Annotated in this window: 15 protein-coding genes; 12 read left to right on the top strand and 3 right to left on the bottom strand. The window is 66.6% G+C overall.

The features are described 5' to 3' along the window. Positions 1 to 12: 12 nt before the first annotated feature. The 7 genes from AC0VYB_RS15200 (at position 13) to AC0VYB_RS15170 (ending at position 10940) form a co-directional block, all read left to right on the top strand. Positions 13 to 1164: a DUF819 family protein gene (locus tag AC0VYB_RS15200; protein ID WP_009380469.1), complete on the top strand. Its 1152-nt coding sequence runs from the start codon at positions 13 to 15 to the stop codon at positions 1162 to 1164. A gap of 175 nt (positions 1165 to 1339) precedes the next feature. After that, complete coding sequence (locus AC0VYB_RS15195) at positions 1340 to 2401, top strand: dipeptidase (protein ID WP_475384797.1); 1062 nt, start codon at positions 1340 to 1342, stop codon at positions 2399 to 2401. Positions 2402 to 2765: 364 nt separating this feature from the next. Further along, the gene (locus AC0VYB_RS15190; RefSeq protein WP_095376223.1) at positions 2766 to 4196 is read left to right on the top strand and encodes an APC family permease; all 1431 of its coding nucleotides are present in this window, start codon (positions 2766 to 2768) and stop codon (positions 4194 to 4196) included. A 130-nt stretch (positions 4197 to 4326) separates the two neighbouring features. Further along, positions 4327 to 4716, top strand: a complete 390-nt coding sequence (locus AC0VYB_RS15185; RefSeq protein WP_063250040.1) for a universal stress protein — start codon at positions 4327 to 4329, stop codon at positions 4714 to 4716. An 859-nt stretch (positions 4717 to 5575) separates the two neighbouring features. Then, complete coding sequence (locus AC0VYB_RS15180; RefSeq protein ID WP_475384796.1) at positions 5576 to 8488, top strand: HNH endonuclease signature motif containing protein; 2913 nt, start codon at positions 5576 to 5578, stop codon at positions 8486 to 8488. A 104-nt stretch (positions 8489 to 8592) separates the two neighbouring features. Beyond that, positions 8593 to 9666, top strand: coding sequence for an LLM class flavin-dependent oxidoreductase (locus tag AC0VYB_RS15175; RefSeq protein ID WP_162909113.1), 1074 nt, complete (start codon positions 8593 to 8595; stop codon positions 9664 to 9666). A gap of 257 nt (positions 9667 to 9923) precedes the next feature. Next, complete coding sequence (locus tag AC0VYB_RS15170) at positions 9924 to 10940, top strand: C40 family peptidase (RefSeq protein ID WP_475384795.1); 1017 nt, start codon at positions 9924 to 9926, stop codon at positions 10938 to 10940. A 352-nt stretch (positions 10941 to 11292) separates the two neighbouring features. Here the strand turns inward: AC0VYB_RS15170 and AC0VYB_RS15165 are convergent, their stop codons facing one another. Continuing rightward, positions 11293 to 12096 carry an aminoglycoside 6-adenylyltransferase gene (locus AC0VYB_RS15165; RefSeq protein ID WP_475384794.1) on the bottom strand — a complete coding sequence of 268 codons (804 nt, stop codon included), beginning with the start codon at positions 12094 to 12096 and terminating at the stop codon, positions 11293 to 11295. 147 nt (positions 12097 to 12243) lie between these two features. Further along, positions 12244 to 15144, bottom strand: a complete 2901-nt coding sequence (gene pepN / locus AC0VYB_RS15160) for an aminopeptidase N (protein WP_475384793.1) — start codon at positions 15142 to 15144, stop codon at positions 12244 to 12246. A gap of 85 nt (positions 15145 to 15229) precedes the next feature. Between pepN and AC0VYB_RS15155 the strand changes: the two genes are divergently transcribed. Next, positions 15230 to 16372: an FUSC family protein gene (locus AC0VYB_RS15155; RefSeq protein ID WP_009380477.1), complete on the top strand. Its 1143-nt coding sequence runs from the start codon at positions 15230 to 15232 to the stop codon at positions 16370 to 16372. 126 nt (positions 16373 to 16498) lie between these two features. Here the strand turns inward: AC0VYB_RS15155 and AC0VYB_RS15150 are convergent, their stop codons facing one another. Then, a complete protein-coding gene (locus AC0VYB_RS15150) occupies positions 16499 to 17185 on the bottom strand; it encodes a helix-turn-helix domain-containing protein (RefSeq protein WP_063250046.1) in 687 nt (228 codons plus the stop codon). Between the two features lie 99 nt (positions 17186 to 17284). On the opposite strand from AC0VYB_RS15150, the gene AC0VYB_RS15145 reads away from it, so the two are divergent. The 4 genes from AC0VYB_RS15145 to AC0VYB_RS15130 are packed head-to-tail and all read left to right on the top strand — an operon-like array spanning position 17285 to position 20053. Beyond that, on the top strand, positions 17285 to 18247 hold the full coding sequence (locus AC0VYB_RS15145; protein WP_176472481.1) for an AzlC family ABC transporter permease: 963 nt from the start codon (positions 17285 to 17287) through the stop codon (positions 18245 to 18247). Then, positions 18244 to 18861, top strand: coding sequence for an AzlD domain-containing protein (locus AC0VYB_RS15140; protein ID WP_366232156.1), 618 nt, complete (start codon positions 18244 to 18246; stop codon positions 18859 to 18861). The genes AC0VYB_RS15145 and AC0VYB_RS15140 overlap by 4 nt, the downstream gene beginning before the upstream one ends. Positions 18862 to 18906: 45 nt before the next feature. Then, complete coding sequence (locus AC0VYB_RS15135; RefSeq protein WP_009380482.1) at positions 18907 to 19218, top strand: DUF2516 family protein; 312 nt, start codon at positions 18907 to 18909, stop codon at positions 19216 to 19218. Between the two features lie 7 nt (positions 19219 to 19225). Beyond that, positions 19226 to 20053, top strand: a complete 828-nt coding sequence (locus AC0VYB_RS15130) for an alpha/beta hydrolase (protein WP_259788278.1) — start codon at positions 19226 to 19228, stop codon at positions 20051 to 20053. The last annotated feature ends 6 nt before the right edge of the window (positions 20054 to 20059 follow it).

Genomic DNA, 20059 nt, shown 5'->3' with positions numbered 1-20059 from the left:
TGAAAGCACCACATGATCACTGACGGCTTCCTCTTCATCAGCGTCCTGCTCGCTATCTCGGCGGGCCTCGTCATCGCCGCGCGCAGCGGCCGCTTCCGCATCTTCGCCTACGTCCCCGGCTTCGTCTTCCTCTACATCATCGCGGCCCTTCTCAACACCTTCGGCGTATTCGAGCACACAGAGTCGGTCACCGCGGTCGGGGACGGACTGCGTTCGGCGCTGCTGCCGGCGATGATCCTGCTCCTCCTGTTCAGATGCGACATCCGACAGATCATCCGCCTCGGGCCGAAGCTGCTTCTCACCTTCGTCGTCACCGCGGCGAGCATCATCGCCGGCTTCGTCATCGCCTACCTCATCCTCCGCTCGGCTCTCGACCCCGAGGCGTGGAAGGCGCTCGGTGCGCTCAACGCCTCATGGACGGGCGGATCGGCGAACATGGTTGCCGTCCAGGAGATCCTCCGTGCGCCCGAGGACGTCTTCGGCTACGTCCTCATCGTCGACACCGTCGTCTACTCGTTCTGGCTGCTCCTCATATTCTCATCGGTGAGCATCTCCGACCGCTTCAACCGGTGGACGAAGGCCGATATGTCGAAGCTCTCCGTCGCCGAGGCGGATGCTGAGGAGGAAGGATCGCTGACCCTGCCTGCCCTCTTCGGGCTGCTCGCGTTCTCTCTCCTCGTCTCCGCGCTCGCCGCCCAAGTGGGCGATCTCCTGCCCGAGGTCGGCGCGGTCATCAATGCCTCGACATGGACGATCCTCATCGTCAGCGTCCTCGGGCTCATCATCGGTTCGACGCGGTTCGGCCAGATCCGAGGCTCGAGCGAACTCGCTACGATGATGCTCTACCTCATCATCGGCATCATCGCCGCCGGCTCCGACTTCACCTCGCTCACCCAGGCGCCGCTCTACCTCGTCGCCGGCGTCATCGTCGTCATCGTCCACGCCGCAGTTATGCTCGTATACGCGAAGCTGACGAAGACCGAACTCTTCAGCATCGCCGTCGCGAGCACCGCGAACATCGGCGGAATCGCCTCGGCACCGGTGGTGGCCGGGGCGTTCAACCGGCAGCTCGTGCCCGTCGGCGTGCTCTTCGCACTCATGGGCACGTTCCTCGGAACGTTCCTCGGCCTCGCCTCGGCGCAGATCATGTCGGGTCTCGGATGACGCCGACTCTTAATGAACACCGCGGTTCAGCGTCCTCGCAGTGCCGATCCACGCGGAGCCGGATTTCCGCGTCCGGGGCGACGCGGAAATCCGGCTCCGCGTGGATCGAGCGCCGATTCGACCGTTGACCGCCCCGACACACTTCCACACACCCCTACCCCACGAAAGGACTCCCATGACCGACACAACCTCCCCCGACACAACCCCACCAGCCATCGACGTCTTCGACGGCCACAACGACCTCGCGTGGTGGCTGCGCGAGGAGCGCGACTACAGCGTCGAGGGGCTCAACGACCCGCAGGTCTCGCCGTTCACGACGATGGACCAGCTCCGCGACGGACATGTCGCCGCTCAGTTCTGGTCGGTGTACGTCCACTCGTCCATCACCGGTGCCGAGGCGGTCGTCGCGACCTGGGAGCAGATCGACGCGGTCCGCCGCTTCGTCGCCGTCTACCCGGAACGCCTGATGTTCACCCGCACCGCCGCCGAGGTGGTCGCGGCCCGGGACGCCGGACGCGTCGCCTCGCTCATGGGAGTCGAGGGCGGCCAGCAGATCGACGAGTCCCTCGCCATGCTGCGCTCGTACGCCCGCGCCGGAGCCCGGTATATGACGCTGACCTGGTCGACGACGCATTCGTGGGCGGACTCGGCGACCGACGCGCCCCAGCACGACGGACTGAGTGCGTTCGGGCGTGAGGTCGTGGCCGAGATGAACCGGATCGGCATGATCGTCGACCTCTCCCACGTCGCGCCGAGCGTCATGCACCAGTCCCTCGAGCTGACCACCCTGCCCGTGATCTTCAGCCATTCGTGCGCCCATGCCCTCAACCCGCACCCGCGCAACATCCCCGACGACGTCCTCGACCGGCTGCCCGCGAACGGCGGAGTGGCGATGATGACGTTCGTGCCCTCGTTCCTCTCCCGCGACCGCTGGGACTGGTCGGAGGCGGGGGAGAAGGGCACCGCCCCCGAGGTGACCGTGACTGACGTCGCCGACCACTGCGACTACGTGCGCGAGCGGATCGGCATCGACCACGTCGGCCTCGGCGGTGACATCTGCGGCGTCGACGAGCTGCCGATCGGGCTCGGCGACGCCGGCCAGTACCCGAACCTCTTCGCCGAGCTCTCCCGCCGAGGCTGGTCGGAGTCCGATCTGCGCAAGCTCGGCTTCGACAACGTCATGCGGGTGCTCGAGGCGCACGAGGACGCGTACGTGGACTTCCTCGGCGAGGACTGACCACAGAGACTACCGACGACTCACAGCTGACCCCCTGGGGCCTGCTCATGGCAGTCCTGATGCGACCCCGCCCTCGCCGAGGCGGTGGCACCCCCCCAGCAGAACCCCGCCCTCCCCGAGGCGGCGGAGAATATATCGCCCTCGAACGCCGACAACCTCGCTGATCTGGGGTTGAATGGGTGCATACGCCTGCGTCAGGCGCACGCGTCGGGGGAGGACAACCTCGGCGGGAGGTGCCGACCGAAGACCCGACGAAGCGTCGAACGGTGGGATATGATGCTGGCCGCGCGATCGATCGCGCAGCCGTTCGCCGAGCGGACGGGTGCGGTCGGGACAACGTCGTCGAATCGAGTACGGAGGAATCGTGAGTCAGAGTGAGAACACGACCGTGGAGGGATCCACGGGACAGGGACAGCCGGAGACCCTCAAACGGGTCATGGGGCCGAAGCTGCTCCTGCTCTTCATCGTCGGCGACATCCTCGGCACCGGCGTCTATGCGCTCACCGGCAAGGTCGCCGGTCAGGTCGGCGGCGCCGGGTGGGCACCGGTCATCCTCGCATTCGCGGTCGCGATGATCACCGCGTGCTCGTACATGGAGCTCGTGACGAAGTACCCGCGTGCTGCCGGTGCCGCCCTCTACGCGCACAAGGCGTTCGGGATCCACTTCATCACCTTCCTCGTCGCGTTCGCCGTGCTCAGCTCGGGCATCACCTCGGCGTCGACGGCGTCGAACGTCTTCGCCGCGAACATGGTCGCCGGCTTCGGCTGGGATCTTCCCGGCAGCGGGGTCATGTGGATCGCGCTGGGCTTCCTCGCCATCGTCGCGGCGATCAACCTCCGCGGGGTCGCCGAGAGCGTGTGGTTCAACGTCGTCCTCACCCTCGTCGAGCTCACCGGTCTGCTCCTCGTCATCCTCGTCGGGTTCTTCGCCCTCGGCTCGGGCAGTGCGGACTTCTCCCGCGTCGTCATCTTCGAGACCGCCGATGACAAGAGCGTGTTCCTCGCGATCACGGGTGCCACGGCGCTCGCCTTCTTCTCGATGGTCGGCTTCGAGGACTCGGTGAACATGGTCGAGGAGACCAAGGATCCGCAGATCTTCCCGAAGATCATGCTCACGGGTCTCTCGATCACCGGCATCATCTATGTGCTCGTCTCGATCGTTGCGGTCGCCGCGGTGCCGATCGGCCAGCTCGCCGAGAGTGAGACGCCCCTGCTCGACGTCGTCCGCGCCGGTGCGCCGGGGGTCCCGATCGATGCGATCTTCCCCTTCATGACGATGTTCGCCGTCGCGAACTCCGCGCTCATCAACATGCTCATGGCCAGCCGCCTCCTCTACGGCATGGCGAAGCAGAACGTGCTGCCGCCGGTCTTCGCGAAGGTGCTGAGGAACCGGCGTTCCCCCTGGGTCTCGATCATCTTCACCACGCTCATCGCGTTCGCGCTCATCATCGCGGTGACGACGATCCTGCCTGAATCCGTCACGGCCTCACTGGGCGGAACCACCTCGCTGCTGCTGCTCGCGGTCTTCGCCGTCGTCAACGTCGCGGTGCTCATCCTCCGCCGGCAGACGGTCGACCACAAGCACTTCCGCACGCCGACCGTGCTGCCGTGGATCGGCGTGTTCACGTGTGCGTTCCTCGTCGGTCCGTGGGCCCGCCTCGACGACCTCATCCAGTACCAGATCGCGATCGCGCTCATCGGCATCGGCGTGGTGCTCTGGGCCGTGACGTGGCTATGGAACCGGTCGGTGCGCGGGTCGAGCACCCGCTTCCGCCACCCCGAGGAACTCTCGTGACCGCAAGGGCGGCCGGTGACACCGCGTGGCCGGCCGGTGACGAACGCACCCGCATGAGCCGGGTGCCGAGAGTGAGTCAGTCCCGCCCATACGAAACGGGCGACCGAGATGAGAATGCGAAGGTGAACAGATGACCATCATCGTGGGCTACGTCAACACCCCGGCCGGCCACGCGGCCCTCGACACCGGGATCAGGGAGGCGCAGAAGAGCGACAGCGACATCGTCGTCGTCAACGCCTCGCATCCGCGGAGGGATTCCCACCGCCTCGCCGAGGCTGAGGTCCGTTCCGTGCGCGAACAGCTGTCCCGTGCGGGGGTCAAGGGGGAGGTGCTCACTCCCGGGAGTGAGCTCGATCCCGCTGAGCAGATCCTCGACACCGCCGCCGAGGTGGGGGCCGACCTCATCGTGCTCGGCACCCGGAAGCGGACCCCGGTGGGCAAGTTCCTCCTCGGGTCGACGATCCAGAAGGTCATCCTCGACGCGGAGAGCCCGGTGCTCTGCGTCAAAGCCGCACACTGACATCGGTTGAGGCGGCGCTGACCGGGCGCCGGTTGAGGCAGTGTGGACCGGCGGCGGATCTGGCGGGACGGACCAGCGCCGGATCTGGTGGGGCAGACCGGGGTCGGTTCGGGCGGCGCGTCTGCGCGGTAACGCTGACCGGGCGCCGGTTCCGTCGGCGGCGGCGCGTCGGCGGCGGCGTGAGGTCCGGTCGGTCTCGGCAATTCGTCGTCGAGGCGGGCGCGCCGCGCCGACGGTGAGCGGTTGGGGCGATCGGCCATTGCCACTGGCCTGAACGAGTTCGAGGTCCGGGTTCGACCGGGCGGTGCTGTCGCGTTGGCAGGATGGTCCGGGGCGTCGCGGCTGCCGTGGTGGGTCGTTTCGGGACGTAGCGGAGGTCTCGGTGGGACGGTCGGCGGCGTCGCGGTCGCCGTGGTGGGCTGTCCGGGACGGTCCGGGGCCTCGGCGGGGATCGTGACCGGCCAAGCGCGCCGTCATGGTTCATGAAATCGTCATTGGTCGCAACTCCGTGCGAGTCCGCTCTCGCGCTACCCATCGAGCGGATCGCTGTCCTCGTAACCGCATACATTGCAAGCCCATAGAGGTCGAAGGCCCTCGGCTCGCCGGTGTCTGCGTCCCGGTGGAGCTTGCGGGCCATCCCTGCCGGCAACACAATGAGTCGCCACAGCTGCGATGAGTGCGCAGAGGGGACGTGAGGCGATGTCCGAATGTCCAGGCCACCACCGGCCGGGGTCCGCTCGGCCCGGCGCACAGGTGTGTGCACAGTTGGCAGTATCGCCGCCGTCGAGCGACAACCCCACTTCCGGTCTGTGGAACCGGAGATCTCCTGCCGCGTCGACCTTCGTTGATCGCTCATGTAATGAATTCAAACGGGAGAAAGATTTCTAAAAAAGTCGAACAAATATCTGTACAGATTTGCTGTGTGGGTGTAATATCGATCACACAAGGACGTACTCGGGGATCGGACACGGAGGTCATGACTCTCACCCCAGATCGCAGACGCGACAAGCGGAAGGACCGGCGCACACGGCCCGCTTCTCCGCGCGTGTCCCAGGCTGCGGGTGGCGAGTCCGAGGCGCCCGCGGGATCAGCTCTCGGCCCGACTGCGCTCGAGAACTCGGGTCTCGATCCGTCGGAGCATCCGGTTGTCGGCGCGGGAGACGGTCAGGGGGAGATCGCCTCGGCGAAGGATCCCGCGATGTCGAGCGACCCCATGCCCGACGGTTCCGCCTCCGACGACTCAGCGCCTGCGCCGACACCCAAGCTCAACTGGAAGGCTGCGCCCGACGATGAGGAGGCGCAGGAGGCGTTGAGGCGACGCGCGGCCGAGATCGACGCCGAACAGGAAGCATGGATGCGGCAGAAGCGCGAGGAACGAGAACGCGCAGAGCAGGCCAAACGGGCCGCGGCGGCAGCCGCCGACCCGGAATGGGCGGGCCTGGTTGAGACGCCGTCCGCTCCTGCGGACCCGGACGACAGCTCCTCGCGAGGCATCGGCAAGTGCACCACACGAGACGATGACGAGTGCTCCGCGCGTGACGTCGCAGACGATGGTGATCCGGCCTCCGAACCCGACTACAGGATCACCGACGAGGATCGCGCGTGGTTTGCCGAGGAGAACCGGAAGTCGAGCGAGTTCATCGCTCACAAGCAGAACGATCTCATCGAACGGCAGCGCGGTGTCCTCGGAGGTCTGGGCTCCGGCCCGTCGGATGGTGAGGTGGGCATGGGGTTCGCCAGCGAGCCACCGTGGTTCACTCCGCGCGAGCAGGCGAGCAGAGGATACGGGACGCAGGAGTGGGGTGGCGTCGACCCGGTCGAGGCGGGGTGGCCCGGTGAAGCCAACGTATTCGGACATGATCGCTCGACGGATGACGAAGCCTCCGATGCCGCTGCGGGACTTGAGGGGACCTCGGATGTCGAGGGGGCCTCGGGGCCCGGGAGGGCATCGGGGCCAGCTTCGCTCGGGGAGGGTGGAGACGCTGGGAGCCCCGAGCCCGTGACCGCCGAGGCGAGCGGCATTCCCGTCGATTCCGACTGCGATGCCGCAGACGCCTCTCCGCTTCTCCCAGCGACGGCGTGGGCAGACCTGACGGCAATGGCTCCGGAGATGACGGGAAGCATCGAGAGTCTCCGAACCCTGGTCAATGATCTCGAATCCTTCGAACGGCCGATGGGCCCGGACGAGGCTGTCACCATGCTCGACGGAATCGAAACGCTCAACCGCCTCACCGAGGCGCTCTCCGTCGTCACGCTCTCAGTCTTCGAACGCGTCGGCACCCCGCGCGACTACGGTGCGAAGTCGACCCGTGATCTCGTGAAGAATCGCCTCGGCGTCTCCGCCCGAGAAGCGTCTCGACGGGTCGATCTCGCCGAGCAGCTCGGCAGGAGAGTCACGGTCGCCGGCGAGTCACTCGAACCCGTGCATCCGATCGTTGCCGACGCGCTGCGCACGGGGACTCTCTCGTCCGTGCAGGCAGAGGTCATCATCCGCTTCCTCGGTGAACTCAAGCGAAAGGCCACCGATGACCAGCAGCTCGAAGCGGAACGGATCCTCGTGGAGAAGGCTCCGTTGGTCCACGTCAGGGATATCCGAATCCTCTTCAACGAGATCCTCAAATGGCTTGACCCCGATGGTGAGCTCCCCGACGAGTCGACGCCGAGAGAGGACTTCTGTGTCAACCTCCGCGCGCGCAAGGATGGGACTTGGGACCTCAGGGGACGCCTGGATTCGGTGACCGGTGGCATCATGCACGGCCTGCTCACCTCCCGCATGCAGACCGATGAGGCGATGCAGACCGATGAGGCGATGCAGGCCGGCGATGGATCGCGAACTGGATACGACGCATCAGAGGCAGGAGACTCGCCGGCGAGCGATGACGCGTCACAGAGCGATGACGCATCGGCATGTGATCACGCGAAGAATGCTGACGATGCCCTGGCGCACGGCGCAGCGGGGCAGACTGATGATGTCCTGACGGTAGGTGCGGGGCAGCAGGACGATGCTGTCGTGGACGAAGCCGTCCGTCTCTTCGAAGACGTGCTCCGCGGTGACCGCTACGATGCGATCGACCCGACGCCCGAACTTGCGCCGGTCGGTTCCGCGCCGACCGACGCCGACGGCAACGAGATTCCTGCCGGATACGGCGTCCGCGAGGACGGTACGCCGGTACCCATGGCCTCTGAGCAGCCCAGCGTGCGCAACCGGATCTATGAGAGGTTCTCGACGATCATCGGACGCATCGAAATGGGCCGTGTCGGTGCGGGCGCTCCGTTCGCTCTCGTCGTCACGGCCAAGGCCGAGGACGTCGCCACCGGATGCGGGCAGGCGACGACCGGAGCGGCTGAGAGCTTCCCCATTTCAGCGGCGGTTCGCGACGGCCTCAACGGCGCAGTGTTCTTCCACCTCATGAGCGAGAAGGGTCGGACGGTGAGCGTCCAGACAGAGAACCGGTACGCCAATCGGAACCAACTGACGATCCTCGCCGCGAGAGACCAAGGGTGCACCTTCCCCGGATGCGAGACACCGCCCGGCTGGTGCGACGCCCACCACATCGTGCCCTGGTCCGAGAAGGGCAGAACCGATATCAACAACCTCACTCTGGCCTGCAGTGCGCACCACCATCTCATCGACAAATCCGACTGGCACACGATCATGCTCAGAGACGGGCGACCGGCCTGGGTGCCTCCTGCAACCATCGATCCCGAACGCAGACCGATCCTCCATTCGAGGTTCATCGCCGGCGAGATCGCCGACACGCTCTTCCGTTGAGACCGATCCGGACGTCGAGGGGACAGGTGCGTCCCGAGGCCGAATCCGCCCGGCAGTGACGCAGCTCATGGAATGAACCCTCCCGGAACCCTGTTGCCTTGAGCATGGAGCTTTCTCTTCTCGACCTGGTCCCCGTGCGCGTCGGCCAGACCACGTCCGATGCCTTCGCGGCGTCTCACGAACTTGTCCGCCGGGCCGACGAACTCGGCTACACCCGCTACTGGGTCGCGGAACATCACAACATGCCGTCGATCGCCTCGACGATGCCCGGTGCCGAACTCATGTACCTCGGCCAGGGCACCGAAAACATCCGCCTCGGCTCGGGCGGAGTGATGCTGCCCAACCATGCGCCTCTCGCCGTCGCCGAGCTCTTCGCCCTCCTCTCCGCGATCTACGGTGATCGGATCGATCTGGGAATCGGACGCGCGCCGGGCACGGATCCGATCACATCGGCGGCCATGCGGGGTCACCTCGGCGAGGGGCGGATGGTCGACCGTCAGGGGCAGACCATCGACCCGGTCGAACAGTTCCCTCAGCACGTCATCGACACCCTCTCCCTGATGACGCCGGAAGGCGTCCGCATTCCTCTTCAGGGTGGACGCGAGCATACGCTGCGGGCCACTCCGGCCCCGACCGAAGGGACCCAGCCGCTGCCATGGCTGCTCGGTTCGTCGGGGTATTCGGCTCGGCTGGCAGCTGAGCTCGGCATGCCTTACGTGTTCGCCAATCACTTCGCCGCCGGTGCGACGACGGGGATGAAGATCTACCGCGACAACTTCACGCCCGGCGCCTACGGGGACGAACCGCGCACCTTCGTCACCGCCAATGCCGTCGTCTCTCCCACCGAGGACGAGGCGCGACTGCGCTCCGAGCCCTTCATGCTGCAGATGGCACGGTTGCGCACGGGCGGACAGATGGGACCGCTGCGCTTGGCCGGTGACGACGTCCGCTCGATCATGACCGACCAGGAGCGCATGGTCGCCGAAGAGCTCTCGAAGAACTGGATCATCGGGGACACTCAGCAGGCCAAGGGCCAGCTCGAGGAACTCGCCGACCGATTCGGAGTCGACGAGGTGATGATCCAACCGGTCGCCGGTGCGATGGAAGGCGAAGAGCTGCGTCACGATGCCGCGCGGATCCAGACCATCGACCTGCTGGCCGACGAGTTCCTCCGCTGACGTCCGAGGCGATCACCCGCTGACCCGAGACAATGTCCGGAACAGACAGTAGGATTGTTCGCGTACATCGTTTCGATGCTCACGCGATCGATCGCCATCGGTCGGTTCCGTGGGTCGCGAAACTCATTCGGCGGCTTCCCCCGCGCGGGTGCGACCATTGGTCTCGCTCGCAGACCGAAAGAGAATCTATGCGTACGAGAATTGCTGTTTCGGCGGCGCTCGGGCTCGGACTTGTGTTCGGAGCCGGCGCTCCTGCCATGTCGAGCAACCAGTCTGCTCCTGCCAACGCGTCGACCAACCTGGCTGCGGCGGTCGTTCCGGGCCAGGAACTCGAGCCGATCAGAGACGGAAAGATCGAGAAGGGCGAGACGGCCTACGTCGACGTCACCGTCGCCACGCTGTGGAAGGACTCGAAGGCGCCCCGCAAGGTCGACAAGCCCGCTCTGGGCAAGCCCGTCGACCTCGACAAGTGGAACGAGAACCTCAAGAGCACCGAGGTGCGTCGTGGCCTCACCGGCAAGGCCGAGACCCAGGCCGTCTACGGTTCCGAGGTCACCGTCCTCGAGACCAAGGGCAACTGGGCCAAGGTCGCCGTCACCGACCAGTCCACACCGAAGAACAAGAAGGGCTACCCGGGCTGGCTGCCGACCAAGCAGCTCGTCGAGAACGACCGGTTCGGCAAGCTGAAGAAGGACCAGCCGCGCGCGGTCGTCACCGCTGAGAAGGCCAAGTTCGAGGGCATCGAGTTCACCAAGGACGTCGGCGCGGATCCGAGCTTCAACGTCGAACTGCCCCTCATCGCCCAAGACGTCGAGGACGTCCGTGTCGCACTGCCCGGCGGCGGAGCCGCGTGGATCGACGTCGACGACGTCAACGTCTTCGACATCGGTGAGAAGCCGAAGAAGCCCTCCGGCGACGACCTCGTCAAGACCGCCAAGCAGTTCGACGGCCTCCGCTACCTGTGGGCCGGCGTCTCCGCCTACGGCTTCGACTGCTCCGGCTTCACCTACTCCGTCTACCGGGCGCACGGCATCGACATCCCGCGCGACTCCGGCGACCAGGCCAAGGTCGGCAAGAAGGTCTCGTCGAAGGACCTCAAGCCGGGCGACCTGCTCTTCTTCTCAACGAGCTCGGGCACCGTCCACCACGTGGGCATGTACATCGGCGGAGGGAAGATGATCCACTCGCCGAACGCCTCGAAGACGGTCTACGTGGTCGACTGGAAGGACTGGGACAAGGGCAACGAGTTCTCCGGAGCGCGCCGCATCCTGTGATGCTTATCCGTTCGTTCCCACGCTGAAGCCGGTCGCAGTCGTCCTGCGGCCGGCTTCCGGCATTCGATGGGGGTGATTGTCCGCCGCCGAGGTGGTCCACCGTGAACGTTCTCCGCTGACCGAAATCGCCACGGTGGGTTCACCGCGGAGAGGTGCTACGGCAGTGAGAAAGGACCTGGCCTTCGCCCCGCGCGAAGGCCTGGCTCACTGACATTCCCGGTAGAGGACCGGTCACTTCCACAGACGCACGACCGCACGGCCCGTCGCATCCTTAGTGGTCGGTTTCGGCGACCCTCAGTCGTCCGACGTGCGGCGGGGTACGAGGGTGCTCGTGCTGTTCAGCTCGCGCAGTTCAAAGAGTGCGGAGCCCGAGGATAGCGTGTAATTCATCGTCGACTCGCTCGTGATCGAAGTGTGGGAGGTCGAGCGACGACGCGGTGCGTTCGGCGAGGGTGCGGTACAGCTCGGTGGACGCAAGAAGTGCGCGTGTCGCGTCGTCACCGTCAAGACTGCCCCAGCAGCGTTCGAGCGCGTGCTGGACATCGGTGTCCATCCACTGCCGCATCCGTGTGCCCAGGTATCGGGTGTCGAGTCCCGGACCGTGCCGGGCGAGGTGATCCCATTCGATCATCCGCAGCAGTTCGCCTTTCAGGTCCTGGTCACGAAGTTTCGCTGACCACGGCTCGTCGCGCACGATGGCTTTGGCCTGCATCAGAGCCGCCGCCCACGCCCAGTTCATCGACTCCTCGAACTCCGCGGGCGAGGGTGGCGCAGTGGAGGTCGCATCCAGTGAGGCGGTTGCAGCGCTGTCGTCCTTGTCGAGGAGTACACAGAACGGTCGAGTGTAGCTTCGACCTGCTAGGCGATCTGCGGGAAGCACGGTGAAGTCGATCTTGCCGCCCGCGTAGTAGATCAGGCGTGTGGGGTTGCCGTCACCGTCGTAGAGCCTTTCGACGACGAGCACATCGCCGAGGTCGCTCCACCATGACTCGTCTGTCAAGAGCGCATCAATGTCTGTCGTGAACACCTCGATATCCCGGTCGGAGAGAGGGTGGGCGTCTTGAGCGGCGGCTGATCCCGTCAGCACGAGTGCCCGAACGTCGGTGCGACCCTGCGCCCACCGGACCAAGGATTCACGTGCACGAGAGTAATCCATCCCCCGATTCGCTCATTCCCGTTTAAGGGGCAGTCCCCTTCATCGTGGGGAACCATCGATGGCGGAGTCGCGGCCCTCGTCGGCCGTCGCGGAGCAGGAGAGGTGCGCATCACCGCATCGGGTCGGTCTGGCCGCCCGACTGCGAACTCAGTGCCGCGAGGTCTGGCGGGCCTTGAGGTAGATCGCCCGAGCGAGATCGTCACGACGCTCGATGAGCAGGCGCCGCAGCGCCGCAGGGGCATCAGGATGTTCGGCGAGCCACGCATCGGTCTTCTCGACGACGCGCTCCTCGTCGACCGACCACCGCGGATAGAGGCCGAGCACCAGACGGCGGGCGATCTCGATCGAGTTGTCCGCCCAGAACCCGGCAAGCCGCTCGAAGTACTCATCGACGTACATCTCCGTGATCGGCAGCGCCGAAGGAGCGACGAAGCCGGAGATGATCGCCGAGAGCACATCGTTGCTCAGCGACCCGGTGACGACGGTCTCCCATGCGCGCATCTTGACGATCGGCAGCGGCAGGGCGGCATTGGCGGTCTCGGCGCGCAGGCGTCCCGAGGAGCTCTGATCGAGGTGGGTCTCGCGCGCGATGTCCGTCTGATCCGCCCACCCGAGGCACACGAGCGCAGTCATCGCGTTCCATCGCAGGGCATGGTCATTGATGAGACCACGGAACGGCAGGGAAGCCGCTGCATGCTCGGCGACACCGTCCCGATCAGGATGGGACGCAGTCCCGCCCGATCCGGACCCGCTCGACCCGTCTCCCGAGGCGATCCGGTCTCCTGCGGCTGATCCGTCGTCCTGACCGCTGCGACCACCTGTGCCCGCAGTCGCCTCGTCGACGATCTCGGGGCTCATGCTCTCGATCTCCTCGCCGATCGGCACGGCGAGGACCTGAGTCGCAAACGCCCGACCCATCGCGATCGACGGACTGTCATCGATGCATCGCGCCGTCCGCGACGTCAGCGAGAGCACGAGATTGGCCAGATGCAGCTGCGCATCCGACCCTGACTTCGCCGTCGCCAGCGCATCAAGCGCGGCACCGAGCAGGCCCGAGATCGCGGTCTCGAAGTTCCGCTCCGCCACCCACTGATCGAGACAGAGCAGCGCCGTCTGGCTCAGGCCGGCCATGATCCCCGCATGGCTCTCCTTGCCGAGGCTGCGGGCATAAGCAGTAAGGTACCGTTGCACGGGCAGCAGCCCGTCGCGCACCGCATTGTCGAGCGCCGACCATACGAGGGCCCGTGAGAGCGGGTCGGCGATCCTCGAGACCGAGGTGATCGCCGCCTCCGTCGAAGCCTCATCGAGACGCACCCGCGCATAGTCGTGATCGGCGTAGTTGAGCAGCGCGATCTCACCACGCGTGCGCCCGACGAGCTGCTCCACCTCGGCGGACTCCCCGTCGAAGTCGAACTTCACGCTGTCAATGGGGACGATGTCGCGCCCCGACCGCCCGAGCGTGGCGATCTCCAGAGTGTGCGGGCGCAGCAGACGCGTGCCCTCAGCCGAATCCGACTGTGTGATCGTCGCGCCCGTGATGCTCGCCCGGGGGTCGTGCTGCGGGCCCGACCCGGCCCGACCGGCAGTGTTCGCAGTCGACTCGTTCCGGGACCCGGCCCCCGCCGAGGTGGTGTCGTCCTCGGCGCTCGTCGTCAGAGCGAGCGAGAGCTCGGAGACGCCCGAGGTCCCCAGCCACGCGTCCGCCCAGCCGGCGATATCACGGTCGGGGGCCGCCTCAGCGAGGCAGTCGAGGAAATCGGCGAGTTCCGTGTTGCCGAAGGCGAAGCGCTTGAAGTAGAGCCGGGATCCGGCGAAGAACGCCTCCCGACCGACGTACGCGACGAGCTGCTTGAGCACCGAGGCGCCCTTCGCGTACGTGATGCCGTCAAAGTTGAGCTTCGCGGCCTCGACGTCGGGGATGTCGGCGACGATCGGGTGCGTGGTCGGGTAGAGGTCCTGCATGTACGCCCACGCCTTGCGGCGCAGCGCGAACGTCACCCATCCGTCGGTGAACCGCGTCGCCTCGGCGAGCGCGAGGCCGCCCATGTAGTCGGCGAAGGACTCCTTGAGCCAGAGATCGTCCCACCACTTCATCGTCACGAGATCGCCGAACCACATGTGAGCCATCTCGTGGAGGATGACGTTGGCCCGCGACTCGTACATCGCGTCGGTGACCTTGTCCCGGAAGATGAGGGAATCGGTGAAGGTGACGAGTCCAGGATTCTCCATCGCGCCGAGGTTGTACTCGGGAACGAAGATCTGATCGTACTTGCCCCAGGGGTAGGGGTAGTCGAACTCGGCGCTGAAGAAGTCGAGGCCCGCCTTCGTGATCCCGAGGATGTCGGCCGAGTCGAGATGATCGACGAGACTCGCCCGCGTCCACACGCCGAGGTCGACCGTCTCGCCTGTGACCGGATCCGTCCACGTGTCCGTCGCCCCCTCGTAGGGGCCTGCGGTGATGCACGTGATGTAGCTCGACTGCTTGAGCGTCGGTGCGAAGAAGTGGGTGACGGCCGCGCTGCCGTCCCCGCTCACCGTCTCCCGGCTCGTCTCGACCTGGTTCGACAGCACCTGGAACGACTGTGGGGCGGTGACGCTGAAGACGAACTTCGCCTTGAGGTCGGGCTGGTCGAAGTTCGCGAAGACCCGCCGGGCATCGGTGGGTTCGAACTGCGAGTAGAGGTAGACCTTGCCATCGGCGGGATCGGTGAATCGGTGGAGTCCCTCACCCGAGGTGGAGTACCGGGTCTGCGCCTCGATCGTCAGGGTGTTCTTCCCCTCACGAACGGGGAACGTGACACGGGCACCGTCGAACACCTCGGCGGGGGAGAGGTCCTCCCCGTTGATCTGCACAAGTGAGACAGAGTCGGCGATGATGTCGATGAAGGTCTGGGAGTCGGAGCGAGCCTTGAACTCGACGACGGTGCGGGAGGTGAAGGTGTCGGCATCGGACTCGGCGTTGCTCACATCGATATGGACGGTGTAAGTCTTGACCTTGAGCAGATGCGATCGGCTCTGCGCTTCGTCTCGGGTCAGGTTCGTCGTCATTCTTCAGCCTCCTCGGCGCACAGACTTTAGCATGTCACAATTCCGGTAATCTGAGTACAACGAGCGCGAGAGGGGGCCGGATCGGATGGCGAAGACCCAGGTCAGCGGGTTGATCAAGCGAGGGTTCAACATCGTCGCCCACCGCCTCCGCCTCGGCTTCAGGCGCGTGTGGGCGAACTCCGGACAGCTCATCCAGATCCCCATCGCGGCCACCGCCGCCTACGCGTTCTGCGTCTACATCCTCGGCCACCCCTACCCGTTCCTTGCTGCCGTCGCCGCCGCCGTCGGCATCGGCCCCGTCGCCGATCGCCGCCTGCGCCGCTCGCTTGAGATCGGCATCGGTGCGACCTTCGGGGTGCTCGTCGGCGAGGTGCTCGTCAACATCTACGGCAGCGGCATCTGGCAGCTCGCGCTCACCCTCATCATCGGCCTCGTCATCGGCACGGTGCTCAACTCCGGCGGCATCTTCATCACCCAGATCGCCGTCCAGTCCGTCTACGTCGTCGTCGTGCCCGCCACCGCGACGACCCTGCCGTTCCCGCGCACGCTCGACGCCCTCGTCGGCTCGCTCTTCGCGATCGTCCTCGCCCTCATCATCCCCCGCGATGCCCGCAAGGTCCCGCGCGCACTCGCCGCGAACCTTCTCGACGAGGTCAGCGCCGTGCTCACGATGATGTCGAAGGCCCTGCGCGACGCCGATACCGAACTCGCGATGCGCGCCCTCACCCGAGCCCGCGAGACCCAGGACATCATCGACTCGTGGGGCTCGTCGCTGCAGGTGTCGAAGGAGGCGGCGAAGATCAATGCGCGCGGCCGCCGTCATGCCGCCGAGGTGACCCGGCTCTCCCGTGCCCACACCTACTCCGATCGGGCGATGCGCACGATCCGCGTCATCGCCCGCCGCGTCGTCGGCATCACCGAACTCGGCGTCGAGAAGCCGATCATCGCCGACTACGTCGAATCCCTCGCCGACGGAGCGAAGAAGCTCGAGATCGCGCTGCGTCGGGGAACCGACAGATCGCTCGCCGAGGTGGCCCTGTCCGAAGCCGCGGGCGAACTCGATCCCAGGGCGGAGAAGAGCTGGGACATCCACGACGAATCCCTCGTCCTCCTCCTCCGGCCCGTCGCCGCCGACCTGCTCCAGGCGGCCGGCCTGACGAACGACGCCGCGCACGAACGCCTGCCCTCGCTCGCCGAGGACAAGGCCGACGGTCCGCCGGTCGAATAGGGCTGCGGCTGGGCTGCGGCTGCCGAGCGGCAAAGGGTGGGGCTGGGCTGAGGCTGCCAAGCGGCGAGCGGCGGGGCCGGTCAGCGGCAGGCGGCGGGCCTGGTCAACGGCAAGGGGCGGGGCTGGTCAGCGGCTCTCGACGACGAAGATGCAGTTCGTACCGGGTTCGAGGGCTGTGAAAGAATGCGGCTGATCACCCGGGTGGACGAGGTAGTCACCGGCGGCCAGCTCGAACGACTGGCCGAGCGCTTCGATCCGTGCCGCCCCGCGACCGACGATGACGTGCTCGATCGTGCCCGCCGGATGCGGATGGGAATTGCGTGATTCGCCGGGTTCGGCCTGGATGAAGTAGATGTCGCGGCGTGCCGTGGGCGGGGAAGCCGAGAGCAGGGTGGCGACATAGTTCGCCGTCGTCGACGGCAGGCTCGGCATGTCACGAACGTGGTGGAGGGCGATCTCCTGCTGTGGGGGATCGAGCAGCCGTGAGAGCGGAATGTCGAGAGCCGCGGCGAGGGCCCACATCGTCTCGAGGCTCGGGTTAGCCGTTCCCGCCTCGAGTCCGGACATCGTCGACTTGCCGATGCCGGCTCGGCGCGCGACCTCGGAGAGGGAGAGTCCCGCCCGCTGCCGTTCGCGCTTGACCGCGGCCGCGACCTGGGCCCGCGGGGTCGACGAGTCGGTCGCGGTGCTGTTGTCGTGGACGCGGTTCCCGTGATCTCCGTTGACCTGGTCGACGCTGCTGTCCTCGACGTTGCCCTTGACGGATGGGTCTCTCGTCTCGGGACTGGGGGAGTCGTCTGCCGCCGCGCTCATGCCGTTGCTCCGCTCATACGATCATCTTAGCTGTCGTTCATTATTCCGCACTGCCGTTCCGGTTGACGAACCTCTTACGCGGTGTGCACTATGGTGAACATGAGTTCACCATTCCGCACGATCGGGCGCGTTCTGCCGTCCTCGACCTACCGGGCAGTCGCCATCATCACGGTGACGATCGTCGCCGTCGCGCTCTCGTACGGTGCGATCTCGCAGGTGTCAGGCTTCGCGTGGTGGCAGACGCTCATGCTCGCGGCCTTCGCCCTCGGCGGTGCCGCCGAGTTCACCTTCGTCGGAGTGATCGCCGCCGGGGGAGCGCCGATCCTCGCGGTCCTCGCCGGACTGCTCGTCAATTCGCGCAACTTCGCGTTCGGTGTGGCCGTCGGTCCGTTCTTCCCGCAGGACTGGCGAGCTCTCATCGCTTCGCACTGGATCAACGACGAATCGACGGCAGTGGCACGCACAGGTGGGAACGACCGCCAGCGGTGGCGGGCGTTCCTCCTCATGGGAGTCGCGATCGCGATCATGTGGCCCTCGGGTGCGGTCGTTGGGCAGTGGCTCGGCAGCGTCATCGACGCCGACATGCTCGGCCTCGACGCGGCGTTCCCGATCATCCTCTTCTGCCTCATCCGCGGCGATCTGCGGAACCGCTCGACGCTCTGCCTCACGCTCGCCGGCATCCTCGTCGCAGTCTGCCTCACGCCGATCCTCCCGCTCGGCCTCGGGGCCGTGACCTCGCTGTCCGTCTTCGCCTTCGTCGCCCTCGGCTGGTTCGTCCGCCGAGCGGTGAGGGAGAGGAGGACGCGCAGAACTGTGCCCGGCCACGAGGGGCGCAGAACTGTGCCCGGTTACGAGGGGTGTGGAGCGCCGCCTGACCACGAGATGGCCGTGCCCGCCGAGGTGCGACGGCCGAGAAAGTCCGCCGAGTCGCTGCCACCGACAATGTCTCAGCCACCGACATTTTCGCAGCCGCCGACGATGCCCAAGCCGCCGACAATTTCGCAGCCCCCGACCATGCAGCCCCGTAGCTCGGGTCCGACTGATAGCGAGGCCGCGAAGTGAATCCGACGACCTTTCTCATCGCGCTCGCCGCGCTGAGCATCGGCACCTACGTCATGCGTTTCGCGGGAGTGAAGGTGGGCGCTGCGCTCGCCGTGCGCGGACGGCGTCGGACGCTCGCGACTACCGGAACGACCTCGGGCATGGAAGCCGACATAGCCACCGAAGCGGGCCCGGCGGCCGGAACTACCACGGGCATGGCGGCCGGCGTGGCCACCGAAGCCGGTGCGACCACCGGAACGACCGCGGGCACAGCGGCCGACGTAGCCACCGGAGCCGACGTGGCCACCGAAGCGGGTGCGACGACCGGACCAGCAACGGCAATGCCGACCGAGTCGGAAACGTCAGTCGGAACCGGAGGCCCGACCGCCTCGGCGAGCGATCCCGACGAACCGACCTCGCGGGTCACGGCCTGGATGGACAGGGCCACCGTCGTGCTCATCGGGGCGGTCTTCGCGACGACGGCGGTCTTCGACGGTCAGGCGCTCGCCGACCCGGCGCGCCTCATCGGCGTCGGAGTGGGCGTTCTCGCCGCGGTGGTGCGTGTGCCGATGCTCGTCTGCGTCATCCTCGCGATGGCGGTGTGCGCCGGGATCCGGTGGACGGGCATCCTGTGAGTTGCCCCGGTGCCGGTGTCAGGCCCGATTGCTAGGCTTAAGGGCATGGAACTCATTGCTGACTTTCAGCGCCTGGTCTTTCTCGCCCTCACGGTTGCGGCGTTCATCGTCCAACTCTGGGCGTTCATCGACTCGCTGCGGTACAAGGATGAGAACTACCGTGCGGTGGACAAGCAGTCGAAGAAGTTCTGGGTCATCCTGCTCGCCGTCGGTCTCGCGCTCGCTCTCATCGCGCTCCCGCCGCTGGGCATGAGCATGATCTTCCTCAACCTCCTCGCCCTCGTCGGCGCGATCGTCTACCTCACCGACGTGCGCCCGAAGATCAAGGCCATCGACCCCAGGAATCGGAACCGCTGACCCGGGGATGAGCGAGGATTTCAACTTCCCCGGTGCCGACACCGGGTATATCGCGACGTTCGGCTCCGGCGACCCGCACACCCTCTTCAGTCACGGCTTCGCCGGCGCGATCCGCGACACCCGGCCCTTCGGCACCGGCATCTCCGGCACCAAGCACTTCCTCCACCTCTTCGGCCACGGCGGTCGCCCCTCGCCGGGCCCTGGCTGGGACTATGCCCTCATCGCCGAAGCGCTCGCCGAGGCCCTCACCGCCACCTCGGCGACCAGGGCGCTCGTGGTCTCGATGTCCGCCGGCGGACTCCTGCGCCTGCTCAGCGACGGTCATCCCGTGACCGAGGGCCTCGAGAAGGTCGCCCTCGTCCTCCCCGCCTCGTTCGCCGGTTTCCCCGCCGAGGTGGTTCGCTCCCACACCGCCTACCTCGAGTCCCTGCGCGGCCTCGTCGCCGATGGTGACGTCGAGGGCATCACCGACCTCATGCTCTCCCGTGAGCCTGCCGAGGTGGCCGACCTCCTCCCGGCGCGAGCGTGGACCCGGACGAAGGCCGAGAACCTCGTCACCACGGACATGTCCGACGGGCTCGGACTCGCGCTCGAGATCGCCGTCGACGGGCAGTACCTCGGCGGCGGCCTCGACGCCGCGGCGGAGCGGCTGCGCGACTTCGCCGGCGAGGTCCTCGTCCTCACCCACGAGGACGACCCCGCCCACCCCGCCTTCATCGCCGAGGAGATCGCCGCCGCGATCCCCGGTTCGCGCCTCGAAGTGCTGCCGGCCGGATCGATCCTGTGGCGGGGTCGCCATGAGGTCCGCCGGATCCTCGGCGACTTCTTTGGCTAGACTGAC

The sequence above is a fragment of the Brevibacterium sp. Z349TD_9 genome, assembly GCF_056173565.1.
The sequence above is the reverse complement of the archived record's forward strand: the minus strand, read 5'-3'. Positions and strand labels throughout refer to the sequence as shown.

Excerpts from the sequence above, each read along its gene's own strand:
- AC0VYB_RS15200 (WP_009380469.1), top strand. The coding sequence starts at position 13 with ATGATCACTGACGGCTTCCTCTTCATCAGCGTCCTGCTCGCTATCTCG.
- AC0VYB_RS15195 (WP_475384797.1), top strand. The coding sequence starts at position 1,340 with ATGACCGACACAACCTCCCCCGACACAACCCCACCAGCCATCGACGTC.
- AC0VYB_RS15185 (WP_063250040.1), top strand. The coding sequence starts at position 4,327 with ATGACCATCATCGTGGGCTACGTCAACACCCCGGCCGGCCACGCGGCC.
- AC0VYB_RS15180 (WP_475384796.1), top strand. The coding sequence starts at position 5,576 with ATGAATTCAAACGGGAGAAAGATTTCTAAAAAAGTCGAACAAATATCT.
- AC0VYB_RS15175 (WP_162909113.1), top strand. The coding sequence starts at position 8,593 with ATGGAGCTTTCTCTTCTCGACCTGGTCCCCGTGCGCGTCGGCCAGACC.
- AC0VYB_RS15170 (WP_475384795.1), top strand. The coding sequence starts at position 9,924 with ATGTCGAGCAACCAGTCTGCTCCTGCCAACGCGTCGACCAACCTGGCT.
- AC0VYB_RS15165 (WP_475384794.1), bottom strand. The coding sequence starts at position 12,096 with ATGGATTACTCTCGTGCACGTGAATCCTTGGTCCGGTGGGCGCAGGGT.
- pepN (WP_475384793.1), bottom strand. The coding sequence starts at position 15,144 with ATGACGACGAACCTGACCCGAGACGAAGCGCAGAGCCGATCGCATCTG.
- AC0VYB_RS15155 (WP_009380477.1), top strand. The coding sequence starts at position 15,230 with ATGGCGAAGACCCAGGTCAGCGGGTTGATCAAGCGAGGGTTCAACATC.
- AC0VYB_RS15150 (WP_063250046.1), bottom strand. The coding sequence starts at position 17,185 with ATGAGCGCGGCGGCAGACGACTCCCCCAGTCCCGAGACGAGAGACCCA.
- AC0VYB_RS15145 (WP_176472481.1), top strand. The coding sequence starts at position 17,285 with ATGAGTTCACCATTCCGCACGATCGGGCGCGTTCTGCCGTCCTCGACC.
- AC0VYB_RS15135 (WP_009380482.1), top strand. The coding sequence starts at position 18,907 with ATGGAACTCATTGCTGACTTTCAGCGCCTGGTCTTTCTCGCCCTCACG.
- AC0VYB_RS15130 (WP_259788278.1), top strand. The coding sequence starts at position 19,226 with ATGAGCGAGGATTTCAACTTCCCCGGTGCCGACACCGGGTATATCGCG.